At 66.0% G+C, this 12,215-nt stretch carries 12 protein-coding genes, 1 tRNA gene and 1 pseudogene; 5 read left to right on the top strand and 9 right to left on the bottom strand.

What is annotated here, in order from left to right:
• Positions 1-39: 39 nt before the first annotated feature.
• Positions 40-720, top strand: a complete 681-nt coding sequence (locus KIK09_RS12495; protein WP_214319131.1) for an alpha/beta fold hydrolase — start codon at positions 40-42, stop codon at positions 718-720.
• A gap of 67 nt (positions 721-787) precedes the next feature.
• Positions 788-1,000, top strand: a complete 213-nt coding sequence (locus KIK09_RS12490; RefSeq protein WP_214319129.1) for a hypothetical protein — start codon at positions 788-790, stop codon at positions 998-1,000.
• A gap of 88 nt (positions 1,001-1,088) precedes the next feature.
• Here KIK09_RS12490 and KIK09_RS12485 read toward each other — a convergent pair whose 3' ends face one another.
• Both KIK09_RS12485 and KIK09_RS12480 read right to left on the bottom strand, forming a co-directional pair.
• The gene (locus KIK09_RS12485; RefSeq protein WP_214319127.1) at positions 1,089-1,631 is read right to left on the bottom strand and encodes a P-loop nucleotide/nucleoside kinase family protein; all 543 of its coding nucleotides are present in this window, start codon (positions 1,629-1,631) and stop codon (positions 1,089-1,091) included.
• Positions 1,632-2,956: 1,325 nt separating this feature from the next.
• The gene (locus KIK09_RS12480) at positions 2,957-3,583 is read right to left on the bottom strand and encodes a hypothetical protein (RefSeq protein WP_214319126.1); all 627 of its coding nucleotides are present in this window, start codon (positions 3,581-3,583) and stop codon (positions 2,957-2,959) included.
• A 330-nt stretch (positions 3,584-3,913) separates the two neighbouring features.
• Here KIK09_RS12480 and KIK09_RS12475 point away from each other — a divergent pair, with 330 nt between their 5' ends.
• Together KIK09_RS12475 and KIK09_RS12470 are read left to right on the top strand one after the other, a co-directional pair.
• Complete coding sequence (locus KIK09_RS12475) at positions 3,914-4,579, top strand: DUF2975 domain-containing protein (protein WP_214319124.1); 666 nt, start codon at positions 3,914-3,916, stop codon at positions 4,577-4,579.
• A complete protein-coding gene (locus KIK09_RS12470) occupies positions 4,579-4,800 on the top strand; it encodes a helix-turn-helix domain-containing protein (RefSeq protein ID WP_214319122.1) in 222 nt (73 codons plus the stop codon). The genes KIK09_RS12475 and KIK09_RS12470 overlap by 1 nt, the downstream gene beginning before the upstream one ends.
• A gap of 176 nt (positions 4,801-4,976) precedes the next feature.
• On the opposite strand, the gene KIK09_RS12465 is transcribed toward KIK09_RS12470, so the two are convergent.
• From KIK09_RS12465 to KIK09_RS12455, 3 genes and pseudogenes are all read right to left on the bottom strand, one after another.
• The gene (locus KIK09_RS12465) at positions 4,977-5,594 is read right to left on the bottom strand and encodes a GNAT family N-acetyltransferase (RefSeq protein ID WP_214319120.1); all 618 of its coding nucleotides are present in this window, start codon (positions 5,592-5,594) and stop codon (positions 4,977-4,979) included.
• Positions 5,595-5,672: 78 nt separating this feature from the next.
• Positions 5,673-5,857 (bottom strand): annotated as a pseudogene (locus KIK09_RS12460) (ribosomal protein L7/L12); the annotation flags it as partial.
• Positions 5,858-5,909: 52 nt separating this feature from the next.
• Positions 5,910-6,392, bottom strand: a complete 483-nt coding sequence (locus tag KIK09_RS12455) for a GbsR/MarR family transcriptional regulator (protein WP_214319118.1) — start codon at positions 6,390-6,392, stop codon at positions 5,910-5,912.
• Between the two features lie 89 nt (positions 6,393-6,481).
• On the opposite strand from KIK09_RS12455, the gene KIK09_RS12450 reads away from it, so the two are divergent.
• Entirely contained in the window at positions 6,482-7,297 is an 816-nt protein-coding gene (locus tag KIK09_RS12450; protein ID WP_214319116.1) for a class I SAM-dependent methyltransferase, read from the top strand.
• 610 nt (positions 7,298-7,907) lie between these two features.
• On the opposite strand, the gene KIK09_RS12445 is transcribed toward KIK09_RS12450, so the two are convergent.
• The 4 genes from KIK09_RS12445 to gyrA all read right to left on the bottom strand — a co-directional run bounded on the left by KIK09_RS12445 (position 7,908) and on the right by gyrA (position 12,210).
• Positions 7,908-8,201, bottom strand: a complete 294-nt coding sequence (locus tag KIK09_RS12445; protein WP_214319115.1) for a DUF1330 domain-containing protein — start codon at positions 8,199-8,201, stop codon at positions 7,908-7,910.
• 708 nt (positions 8,202-8,909) lie between these two features.
• Positions 8,910-8,983: transfer RNA gene (locus tag KIK09_RS12440), tRNA-Ile, on the bottom strand.
• Positions 8,984-9,096: 113 nt separating this feature from the next.
• A complete protein-coding gene (locus tag KIK09_RS12435; protein ID WP_214319114.1) occupies positions 9,097-9,705 on the bottom strand; it encodes a DUF3566 domain-containing protein in 609 nt (202 codons plus the stop codon).
• A 3-nt stretch (positions 9,706-9,708) separates the two neighbouring features.
• A complete protein-coding gene (gyrA, locus tag KIK09_RS12430; RefSeq protein WP_214319113.1) occupies positions 9,709-12,210 on the bottom strand; it encodes a DNA gyrase subunit A in 2,502 nt (833 codons plus the stop codon).
• Between the last annotated feature and the right edge of the window lie 5 nt (positions 12,211-12,215).

The following is a 12,215-nucleotide window of genomic DNA, read 5'->3' as shown; positions in this document are numbered from 1 at the left end:
GACAGGCGTCGGGCCTGTCCATCCAGGTCAGGAGCGACCATGACCACCATCAGGAACATCGTGCTCGTGCACGGTGGCTTCGTGGACGGATCCGGCTGGCAGAGCGTCTACGACGAGCTGACCAGGGACGGCTTCCGCGTCTACGTCGTGCAGAACCCCACGCTGTCGCTGGAGGGCGACGCCGCGGTGACCCGCCGGGTCCTGGACACCCTCGACGGCCCGGCCGTCCTGGTCGGCCACTCCTACGGCGGGGTCGTCATCAGCGAAGCCGGAACCCACCCCAACGTCGCGTCGCTCGCGTACATCGCCGCCTTCGCCGCCGACAAGGGCGAGTCGGTCAACACCCTCATCGCCGACCCGCCGCCCGGCGCGCCGGTGCCGCCCATCCTCCCTCCCGCGGAGGGCTTCCTCTTCCTCGACCGCGACAAGTTCCACGGCTCGTTCGCCGCCGACCTGCCCGACCAGGTGGCCGCGTTCATGGCCGACTCCCAGGTCCCCTGGGGCGTGGACGCCCTCGGCGGTACGGTCACCGAACCGGCCTGGCGGCACAAGCCGACCTGGTACCTCGTCGCCACCGAGGACCGCATGATCCCGCCGCCGGCCCAGCGGGCCATGGCCGAGCGCGCCGGAGCGTCCGTCGTCGAGGTCATCGGCAGCCACGCCGTCTACGTCTCCCAGCCCGCCGCGGTCGCCGACCTCATCCGCCAAGCCGCCGCCTGACGATCCCACCCAACCTGGGGCGGCGGCGTACCGAAAGCGCGCGCCGCTCCTGGCATTGGAGACAACCATGAATTCCCACACCGCATTACCGCGCCGCGTCGCGCTCGCCGCCGCCGCGAGCGGCCTGGCCGCCGCGCTGCTCACGGTACCCTCCGCAGCCGCGATGGCCGATACGGCCAAGCCCACGATCGTCCTGGTGCACGGCGGCTTCGCCGACGCCTCCAACTGGAACGGCGTGATCAAGCCCTCTGCCACGTGCGCAAAGTGCTCAGGCTGGTGATACAAACCGTGAACCAGCACCACACCGGCCATATCGCCCGCCTCTCCAGGTCACCTACCGAGGGACCGATCTTAGAGAGGCGCGGTGGTCATGGATCAATCTTTGAGACCAAGCCTGCACGGCCAAGACTGGCCGCAATAGTCTTGGCCACCTGGGACGGCGGGATCTCCGTCGTGTCGATGACCTCACCTTCACGACTGAGCCAGGAGAACGCGTCGCGATAAGCCGACAGGTGATCAAGACGCCACTGGCTGATCCCCATCTCAGCATCCCCTTCGATCCGACGAGTAAGAGTGCCCTGGTCGGCGTGCAGAACGAAGTGATGAACGGGAATTCCAGCATTCCGGAGACCGGCGCTGATCTCCTGCCAGTACGTCTCGACGAGGACGGTCTGCGGCATGACCAGAACGCCGCCGACGTAGTCGAGCAGTTGCGAAGCGGCCTCCACGACAAGACCGCGCCATGGGGGCCAATGCTGGAAGTCGCCGAGCTTGGGAAGGTCCGAGACGGTCGTCAGCATGCCGCCGACCTGTTCAGGGTCAAAGAACCGAGCATCAGGAATGAGAGGAACGAGCTCTTTTGCCGTGGTTGTCTTGCCTGCGCCGAACGTCCCATTGAGCCAAACAATCATGGAGGCGAGCATAGGTTCGATCGCCGGCCCGCGAGCGGCTCTTGAGACATGATCCGGAACGGTAAGGCCGCTCTCCGAGAGCGGATAGCGGCCTTTTCGCTGAGCAGTGGAGTGGGGCTACCAGGACATGAACCTGGGACCTCTTCCTTATCAGGACCATCCATCCCATGATCAAGGCCCTGCAGCGCGACGCCAGCGGGTGCCCGGGAGCGTCGACGTGCGGGGGCGTATGTGGCTGTTGCAGTACGCGTTGCAGTATCGCCACGCTCCATCGCGACACTCAGTGAGCCGCTGCCGAGGAACGAAGCGCCGGATCGCCCCCGACCCTGTACGGCGATCGTCCACCGCAAGGCGATCGTAGGGAAGCGTGGGGGAGAAGTGCCCCCTCCGCATTAGCAGCTCGGATCATGGCCGTCCCGATTGGTTCAACCTGGACCAATGGGTGCGGCTGGTCCATCTGGAACGGCATGTACGGCGTTGGATTGCAACTAGAACTGCAACTGGGAGCAACCGCGCAATGAGCCGTTTGCATCCTGAAGTGCTGGCTCACAGGCCGCTGGACTTGATCCATAGGCAAGGTAGGGTGATAGATCGTTTTCATTCCCTTGCATGTGAACCCCAGACCTGCTCACGCGTGTTGGAGGAGTACGTGGTCAAGGAAGCACCGCTACGGCCCCGGTCCAGACGGGCACGGCGCCGATGGCTGGCGCTCATCTCTGGCGCGTCCCTGACACTCGCAGCCGGATTCTATCTGGCGAGCCGCGACGCCCCAGGAATGATAAATCGATCGATCACGGCGCGGGTCGAGAAAGACGACGAGTCGGCCGCACTAATCTTCGAAAAGACCAGGCTGTCGACATCGACAACGTTGATCGGGACAGTCCGTTGTGGCCAATAGTTGAAGAGTTGCGGCGGACCGGTCTGCAGGGCGACAGCCGACCTGAAATGAAACCGTAGCTCCCACAAAGGCGACTCCCGTATAGGACTTCCTGCTTGCAAAGACGCCTGCCGATCTTGCCCGACCTGCATAGACCCAGATCATCGCACTGATCGCGTTCCCGTAATGCCCTGTGACCCCCTTGATCACCGCCCCATCGGGCACGCAACCAGCACGCGGTCAAGCCCCGATTCCGCGCAGACGCGCACGCTTCCCCTGCCTGATCACCCCGTCGCCACCGTCCCATCCGCCAAGGGAGCGGGCCAGGGCCAGGGGGCGAGGTGGAGCGACCCACTGGACGAACGACCTTGGCGTCTGGCGCTGGTCTGCTCGGCTCGTCCTGGGCGATGGCGGCGGGTGATCAGGCTTCCACCTCACCCCCCGAGACCTATGGCTTTGAGGCCTCCTCATTCTGGAGCCGGATCGCCCCCGCCGAAGGCCTCTGGGTTTGGGGGGGTGGCCAGTAGATGGGCCGGTTGGTGCCGAGCTTTCGCACGCTGAACGGAGACAGCGTCATAGGCTCGACCCATCCTTGCCGGGCCAGTACCACCTGGGCGGGGACTGGGATGACCGGGTAGACCTCGATGCCTCGCGTCCAGTTCATCAGCACGCCTTCGGTCCCGTCCAGGTCGACCACGATGATCGAGATGGGCTGTCCGTCTGAGGCCCAGGTGTTCCAGATGGCCCATCCTTCGGGCCGCGGTTCGACTCCCAGGCGGGTACAGATTTCGGCGTAAGTGCCTTCCATCCCCAGGGGGACGGCGTCCGGTTTGAGGACGACGGTGCCGGCGAGCCTCATTGGAGGTAGCTCCGGGGCGATGCATCCGTCTCCGTCGAAGTGGTAGTGGCGGATCTGGTGGGCTATCTGGGTGACCGCACGCTGGAGCGGCGTCAGGTGCGTCAACTGATCGCCGTAGGTGAGCCAGCCTTCGTCTGCTGCTGCGTTCACCAGCTCGCGGGCCAGGTGCTCAATGTGGCGAAGGTACTCGGGCTCGCTGAGATCTGCTCCGGCCATTCGAAGAGTCTGGCATTGAGGTTTCGAGCTGGCATCTGAGTTCTTGTTGGGTGGCTGCAGAAGGTCGCGGGGGTGCCACGAAGGGGCCACAAAGTGCGGCACCCTTCTGACCTGTAACCTGCCCGTGACACTGCCAGCTGTCACGGCGCGCCCCGGCCACCACCATTTGGTGGCCTGCCGGCACCGTCGGCTCATGGCCACCAAAGAGTGGTGATCACACCTGCGCCTCGCATCGGATGTGCGCCTTGTGTGCGTAGCCGAGCCCCCTCCTGTTCAAGCTGACCTTTGGCAACCATCCGCGCTGACCGGAGTCTCGGCAAACGTCGGGGCTTGAACAGGGAGGGGGTTGCCGTCGACTTCGACAAGATCAAGACGGTTCGCACGAACGCCCATGCCATGGGGCCCCACCACGGCGCGAAACCGCCGCCAGCTCTCCGCCCCAACCCTTGCCTCGCCTATCGAAATTCGATAGATTATCATCGTAACTCGATGGAGGGATGGGTCATGGGAAAGCTGGCAGTGCGTGCGCTGCGCGCCGTGCTCGTCGTGGTGCTCGCCGGCACCGTATTCGTACAGGCATTGATGGTGTGGACATTGGTCAGCGGGAACGACCCAGAGGACGGGTCGCTCCCGCTGACCCCCCTGCGCGTGATCACGATCCTGGGCATGGTGACGGTCCAGGTCGCCCTGGTCTGCGTATGGCGGCTGGTGACGATGGTGCGACGCGGAACCGTGTTCTCCCACGCTGCCTTCCGGTACGTGGACGGCGTGATCGGCGCGATCGTGGCGGCGGCCCTCGTATGGTTCGCGGTCACGGCCATCAATGCGCCGGGCCAGCGGGACGACCCGGGCGTCACCGTCATCATGGGCGGGATTGGCCTGGCCATCCTGGGGGTCGCGCTCATCGTGCTCGTGCTGCGGATGCTGCTCGTCCAGGCCGTCGCGCGCGACGTCGAAGCGGCGCAGATGCAGGCCGAGTTGGACGAGGTGATCTGATGCCGATCATCGTCGACATCGACGTGATGCTGGCCAGGCGGAAGATGTCCGTGGGCGACCTCGCGGACCGTGTAGGGATCACGCCCGCCAACCTGGCGGTGCTCAAGAACGGCCGCGCCAAGGCGGTGCGCTTCACGACGCTCGCCGCGCTCTGCGAGGTACTCCAGTGCCAGCCGGGCGACCTGCTGCGCTGGGAGACTGAGGATGCCGTGGGCGGATGACGTGCCCCGCTCATGGCCGTCAACTGCTGTACGGGCACGAAAAAGGCCAGTTCCACGAAGGGATCTGGCCTTTGACCTTGGGTGGGGCTACCAGGACTTGAACCTGGGACCTCTTCCTTATTCGGAAATCGAACACATGTAGGGGGTTGCGACTTCCGGTGAATTGGCGCGATCGGTTAGGGCTGGGCTCCGCCGTACTGGAAGGAAGTCAGGGGTGAGACCACGCGCCAGCCGAGCCGCTCATAGAGCGCCCGCCCCTGGCCGGTCCCGCCCAGGACGCCGACGCTGACCCCCTGGTCGATGGCCAGATTCTGCAGGGTGCGCATCACCACCGTGCCCAGTCCCTGCCGCTGGTGCGCCTCCTCGGTCAGCACCTTGTCGACGACCACAGTCTCACCCGTGCAACCCATCTGGCCGCGCGCGGCCTGCTCGCCACCGGCGGTCAGGATCCGGACGAAGGTGGCCGCTCCGGAGGTGGTCGCCTCGATCTCGTATCCGGCCGGGCAGCGGGGTTCGGTGCGGTCCAGGTCCACGGTCATCATGAAGCCGGGGTCTGTGCGTTCCCACCCTTGAGTGACGTACGGCGCAGCCTCCTCGGGGGAGACGAAGAGCTTGAGCCAGGCGCCCTGTTCGGTGACGGTGGGGAGCAGCTTCTCCAGCCACTGGAGGTCGGTGACGACGTATCGCCCGATCCCCTCGACCTCGATGCGCCAGCCCCACGGCTCGGCCACCGGCTTTCCAGCCCCCCGTGAGATCGCCCAGCCCTTGGTCCACTCGGATGCAACGTTGATCACGCCTCGGCAGCGTAACGAGTGGCAGAAAACGGAAAAGGAGCGACCCTGTGGTCACTCCTTCTCGGAAGCGAAGTAGAACTACTTCACGCCGACGGTGGCGCTGGCGCCCTCGAGGGCAGCCTTGGCCTTCTCCACCTGCTCCTTGTTGACCTTGCCGTCGAAGACCCGCTTCGGAGCGCCATTGACCAGGTCCTTGGCCTCTTTAGGCCGAGGGAGGTCAGCGCGCGGATCTCCTTGATGACCTGGGACTTCTTGTCGCCGGCGCAAGCAGTCCAGCACGACTCCCTGAGCCGGTGAACCTATGTGGTCACCGCACTAGCCGGCCTCGCCGTCGGCCTCCTGGAGCCGCCGCCACTTCGCCATCGACCGGTTGATCTCCTCGCGTATGAACGCGAAGAACCGGCGGGTCTCGTCCAGCCGGCGCCCGGCGGGGGAGTCGAGATCCAAGACCGCGATGCCCTCGTCGGCGCCGGCCTGTATCCGGGCCAGCATCGGGTCGGACTGGCTGACGAAGTGGCTCCAGGTGTGCTCGTGGATCCGGCAGAAGTCGTGCCGGGTACCAGGTTCGCGGCCGCGTTCCACCAGCCGCACCTGCGCCAGGTATTTGACCGCCCCCGAGATCGCCGACGCGCCGACGCCCAGTCGCTCGGCTAGCTCGGCGGCCGACAGCTCGCCGGAGTCGGTGACCAGCAGCGCGGCGTACACGCGCGAGGCCATCCGGGGCATGCCGTATTCGACCATGATCTGCGCGAACCGTTCCCGGAAGACGGCGATGGCGCTCTCGTCCGCTCGCGTCACCGAAGCCCCCTTCCTCGTCGCGGCCTCAACAGTTCTACCGTAAATCACGAATTTCACAAAATTCGTGAAATCAGAGTAGTCTCGCTGTCGTGAAGGATACTGAACTCGTCGGAGTGCAGAAAACCCTCAGCCCCGTCCTCCGAGCCAAAGCACTGGACAACCGACTGCCAGACCCGATCCTCGGCGACGAATACGCCGAGCAGGCGATGCGCCGCCTCGACCCCGACTACGACAACCGCAGATTCGGCACCAGCCAGATCGGCCTCGCCGCCGTGGTCCGGGCCAAGGCCCACGACGACTGGGCCCGAAGCTTCCTCGCCGACCACCCCGACGCGGTGGTGCTGCACCTGGGCTGCGGCCTCGACGCCCGGGTGTACCGGATCGACCCGCCCGCCACCGTCGACTGGTACGACCTGGACTACCCGTCCGTCATCGAACTGCGGCAACAACTCCTGCCACCGCGCGAGCACTACACCCTGATCGACTCCAGCGTCACCGACCTGACCTGGCTGGAACGCATCCCCCGCGCCCGACCGGTGCTGATGATCGCCGAGGGACTGGTGCCCTACCTGACCGAGACCGACGTCCGGCGGCTGCTGACCAGCGTCGTCGACGCCTTCCCCACCGGCCAGATACAGCTCGACACGGTGCCTGTCTGGGCGTGGCGAACCTCGAAATGGGACCCCACGCTGCGCAAATACGACGCCCAGTTCCACTGCGGCTTCAACGACCCGGCCGCGCTGGCCGATTGGCACCCGCGGCTCGAATACGTCGACGAGACGCCGATGAACGACTCACCGGTGCTGATGGCCAAGGCACCCGCGAACATACGCCGCATGTACCGCCTCATGAACCTGCTGCCGGGCATGAAACGGTCCACCCGGATCGTGCGGTTCCGGTTCTAACACGCCAACGTCAGCCACTCATCGCGTTATCGACCAGCGTCATTTCCCGCCCCGGAAACGCGCCGCGTGCAGAGCACCGCATCACGAGACGCTGGAACACGGCACCGGTGTCTAGCATGTCTTGGGACGCCACTGTCAAGCATCTCCCGGGACAGGACACATGCCCTGATGATCATCGGTCGAGAGCGGGTGCCCGGCGTAGGGGGTCGCAGCTCTGGCTGTGGGCATGGGACCGGCCCCGCTGTTGTGGCGGGGCCGGCGGCAGGTGTGGTGGTTAGTTGAATTTGAAGTTGGCGACGTGGCTGCTGCCGTCGTTGAGGTTGAGGTAGAAGTAGCGGTGCTGCCGACCGCGCCCCCGTCGAGCACGGCTTCGCGCACCTGAAGACCTGGCGCATCCTCACCAAACTCCGCACGAGCCCCGCCCGCGCCACCAACCTGCTCCGCGCCCTGCTCGTCCTGACGAACCTCGAACTCGACCGCTGACAGACGATCAAGACCGAAGACAGCCGCCCACGACCAGCATGAGCACCCACGAACCCCGCCACACCAGCAGCCGCACCAGCGAAAACCAAGATGGTGGATCTTCAGTGAAGATCCGGCTGGACCTCGGTCAGTCGATGCCTTCGACGATGCGGAAGTCGCGCTCGACGCCGTCGGAGAGGGTGACCAGCGCCTCCTGGTAGGCCGCACTCTCGTGCGCCGCGACGGCCTGCTCGAAGCTGTCGAACTCGACCAGGACGACGCGCTCGGCGATTCCGGCGTCATGCGCCACGACCCGACCGCCACGGACGAAGGTCCGACCGCCCCCGGCCTTGACGGCCGGACCGGCCAGCTTGTTGTAAGCAGCCAGCTTCTCAGGGTCTGAAATGGTGCGGTAGACGCTGACCCAGTAGCCCTTGGGCATGGAACCTCCAGTGTTGGGATGAGTGCATCTGACTTACGGGTTGGTCTCGGACGAGCGTCGGCGGGCGAGAGCGAGGCTTGTCAGCGTCGTGATCGCCATGGCGCCGATGCCGACCAGCGCCGCGGTGGTGTAGGCGCTGTCGTCGGGGAAGAGGTGGCCGGGGCCGGTGCCCGCGGCGAGGATCAGGCCGCCGATGGCGCTGCGCGGTCATGGCACACCCCTTATCGTCGAAGTGACGATACCCATGATGGCACATCATCCGGGGTGGGACATATGTGACGAATGCCACGGGAGTACCGACGCTGCGGACGACGTAGTTGAAGCTCATGGCGCTCGACGTCTCGCTCTTGGGGGTGACGGCCAGGATGACGCCGGGCATCGCGGCCGAGAAGCCGCCGGCGCCGAAGCCGAGCGCGCCCATCGCCGCGAACAGTTCGGCCAGGCCCGATCGGGCCGCCGCGAACAGGGCGAACCCGCCGCCGACCACGACGGCGCTGCCAGCCAGGAGCAGGGGTCGGCGATCCGCGTGCGGACCCGCAGCGTGAGCTTGCCGGCCAGACCGAGGCCAGGGCCTTCTCTATCGTGCGGAAGCCCACACCGTACCTGCGCTGCAGGACACGGGAAGGGTAGTCACGCAGATCGACACGCAGACAGCAGAATGGCCGCTTTCCGAAGATCGGATAGCGGCCTTTTCGCTGGTCAGCTAAGTGGGGCTACCAGGACTTGAACCTGGGACCTCTTCCTTATCAGGGAAGCGCTCTAACCGTCTGAGCTATAGCCCCGCGCACACCGAACCGTATCGCATCCCTGTGTGGGACGCGAATCAGTTGTTCGGACGAGGAAAAGCTTACCCCGTCTGCGATGCTGCTCGCGCCGCGGACGGGGTGAAGCGGGACTACTCGGCTTCGCTGAAGGTGACCTCGACGCCGCCCACGAGGTCGGAGGCGATGTTGTAGATGACCGCCCCCAGCGTGGACAGGGCAGTGATGAGAACGACGTTCACGGCGCCGATGAGGGCCGTGTAGCCGAGGATGCGGACCGGCTCGAACCACGAGGCGATGTCGATCGGGATGGAGTTCTGCCCGTTCTCGCCCTTGCCGAGCTGGTTGACCAGGTCCACCAGCGAGTCGAAGACACCCAGGGCGGACAGCACGCCGTACAGGACGGCGACTGCCACGAAGAGCACCACGAAGCAGACCAGGGAGACCACGAAGCTGAACTTCATGGCCGACCACGGCTCGATGCGGCGCAGGACCAGGTGGGCCTTGCGGGGGAGCCTGGCTCCGGCGGCGCTGGAGCCCTTCTTCTTGGGCAGCTCGACCGACGGCGGCTGCGGCGGGGGAGCCTCGGACGTGAGCGAGGGCCGGATGTGGACCGTCTCGTTCGCCGTCTCGTCAGAAGAATCCTCGACCGAGTCGAAGATCTCGGTCTCGGCGGGCTTCTTGGGCTGCTGACCGTTCTCGCGAGCCGCCTTGGTCTTGGCGTTGCCACCCTGGGCGCTCATGTACTACTCTCCTCCCCCGTCTTCCTCACTGTCCACCGAAGTCTCCATCGACTCGGCGTTCCGGGCGAGGGCTACCACGCTGTCTCGGTCGGCGAGATTCATCAATCGCACTCCCATGGTCTGGCGGCCGGATTGCTTGATCTCGCCGGCACTCGTCCGGATCACACCGCCGGCCGACGTGATCGCGAAGACCTCGTCCTCCGGGTTGACCATGACGGCTCCGACCAGCTTGCCACGAGCACTGACGATCTTCGCCGTCAGCACGCCCTTACCACCACGGCCTTGAACTGGATACTGCTCTACTGGCGTCCGTTTTGCGTACCCGCCCTCGGTGGCGATAAGCACATCTTGGCCATCGGCGAGCCGATTCATGGCGAGAAGTTCGTCACCTTCAAGGAACCGCATACCGATGACACCCGAGGTGGCGCGGCCCATGGGCCGCAGGGCGTCGTCGGAGGCGGTGAACCGGATCGACTGCGCTCCCTTGGAAACGAGCAGCAGATCGTCGTCCTCGGACACGAGCCGTGCCCCGATGACCTCGTCGTCCTCGCGCAGGTTGATCGCGATCAGACCACCGGACCTGGGGGAGTCGTACTCCTCCAGGCGGGTCTTCTTCACCAGGCCGCTCCTGGTGGCCAGCACCAGATAGGGAGCGACGTCGTAGTCACGTAGGTCCAAAACCTCCATGACTGTTTCGTCGGGCTGCATGGCCAAAAGGTTCGCGAGATGCATGCCCCGGGCGTCGCGGCCCGAGTCGGGCAGCTCGTAGGCCTTGACCCGGTAGACGCGGCCCTTGTTGGTGAAGAACAGCAGCCAGTGGTGGGTCGTGGTGACGAAGAAGTGGTCGACGATGTCGTCCTGGCGCAGCTGCGCGCCCCTGACGCCCTTGCCTCCGCGCTTCTGCGCCCGGTAGAGGTCGGTCTTGGTGCGCTTGGCGTAGCCGCCGCGGGTGATCGTGACGACCATGTCCTCTTCGGCGATGAGGTCCTCGACGGACATGTCGCCGTCGTAGGCGATGATCTCGGTGCGCCGGTCGTCGCCGAAGCGGTTGACGACCTCGTCGAGCTCGTCGCTGACGATCTGCCGCTGCCGGGTCTCCGAGCCCAGGATGTCCTGGTAGTCGGCGATGGCCGCCATCAGCTGGTCGTACTCGTCCTGGATGGCCTGCCGTTCCAGGGCTGCCAGCTTGCGCAGCTGCATGTCGAGGATGGCCTGTGCCTGGATCTCGTCGATCTCCAGCAGCGTCATCAGGCCGCCCTGCGCCTCGGACGCCGAGGGCGAGCGCCGGATCAGGGCGATGACCTCGTCGAGCCGGTCGAGCGCCTTGAGCAGCGCGCGCAGGATGTGGGCCCGCTCCTCGGCCTTGCGCAGCAGGTAGCGCGTCCGGCGGACGATGACCTCGATCTGGTGGGCCACGTAGTGCGTGATGAACTGGTCGAGCCGCAGCGTGCGCGGCACCCCGTCGACCAGGGCCAGCATGTTGGCGCCGAAGGTGTCCTGCAGCTGGGTGTGCTTGTACAGGTTGTTCAGCACGACCTTGGCCACGGCGTCGCGCTTGAGCACGATGACCAGGCGCTGGCCGACGCGCGAGGACGACTCGTCGCGCACGTCCGCGATGCCGGTGATCTTGCCCTGCTTGACCAGCTCGGCGATCTTGAGGGCGAGGTTGTCGGGGTTGACCTGGTAGGGGAGTTCGGTGACGACGAGGGCGTGGCGGCCCTTGTTGTCCTCCTCCACCTCGACGACGGCCCGCATGGTGATCGAGCCGCGCCCGGTGCGGTAGGCGTCCTCGATGCCCCTGCGGCCCACGATGAGCGCGCCGGTGGGGAAGTCGGGACCCTTCACCCGGGCCATGGCGGCCTCGAGCAGCTCCTCGTCGTCGGCCTCCGGGTTGGCCAGCGCCCACTTGACGGCCTCGGACACCTCGCGCAGGTTGTGCGAGGGGATGTTGGTCGCCATGCCGACCGCGATGCCGCCCGAGCCGTTGACCAGCAGGTTCGGGAAGCGGGCCGGGAGGACCACCGGCTCCTGGGAGCGCCCGTCGTAGTTGGGCTGGAAGTCGACGGTGTCCTTGTCGATGTCGCGCAGCATCTCCATGGCGATGGGCGCGAGCTTGCACTCGGTGTAGCGCATGGCCGCCGGCGCGTCGTTGCCCGGCGAACCGAAGTTGCCCTGCCCGTCGACCAGCGGGAGCCGCATCGACCACGTCTGCGCCAGCCGTACCAGCGCGTCGTAGATCGAGGTGTCGCCGTGGGGGTGGTAGGAACCCATGACGTCACCGACGACGCGCGAGCACTTGAAGTAGCCGCGGTCGGGCCGGTAGCCCCCGTCGTACATCGCGTACAGCACCCGGCGGTGGACGGGCTTGAGCCCGTCCCGCACGTCGGGCAGCGCGCGGGAGACGATGACCGACATGGCGTAGTCGAGATAACTACGCTGCATCTCGGTCTGGATGTCGACCGGTTCGATGCGTTCGCCCGGAGGCGGAGTAGTGACTTCCGTCACAGTGA

It is taken from the genome of Nonomuraea sediminis (assembly GCF_018531495.1).
GTDB classification, from domain to species: domain Bacteria; phylum Actinomycetota; class Actinomycetes; order Streptosporangiales; family Streptosporangiaceae; genus Nonomuraea; species Nonomuraea sediminis.
Note: the sequence above shows the minus strand (reverse complement) of the source record. Positions and strands in the feature narration are given on the sequence as shown.

Bases quoted from the DNA above. Each gene is read 5' to 3' on its own strand.
- KIK09_RS12485 (WP_214319127.1), bottom strand. From the start codon at position 1,631: ATGATTGTTTGGCTCAATGGGACGTTCGGCGCAGGCAAGACAACCACG.
- KIK09_RS12490 (WP_214319129.1), top strand. From the start codon at position 788: ATGAATTCCCACACCGCATTACCGCGCCGCGTCGCGCTCGCCGCCGCC.
- KIK09_RS12435 (WP_214319114.1), bottom strand. From the start codon at position 9,705: ATGAGCGCCCAGGGTGGCAACGCCAAGACCAAGGCGGCTCGCGAGAAC.
- KIK09_RS12480 (WP_214319126.1), bottom strand. From the start codon at position 3,583: ATGGCCGGAGCAGATCTCAGCGAGCCCGAGTACCTTCGCCACATTGAG.
- KIK09_RS12495 (WP_214319131.1), top strand. From the start codon at position 40: ATGACCACCATCAGGAACATCGTGCTCGTGCACGGTGGCTTCGTGGAC.
- KIK09_RS12445 (WP_214319115.1), bottom strand. From the start codon at position 8,201: ATGCCCAAGGGCTACTGGGTCAGCGTCTACCGCACCATTTCAGACCCT.
- KIK09_RS12470 (WP_214319122.1), top strand. From the start codon at position 4,579: ATGCCGATCATCGTCGACATCGACGTGATGCTGGCCAGGCGGAAGATG.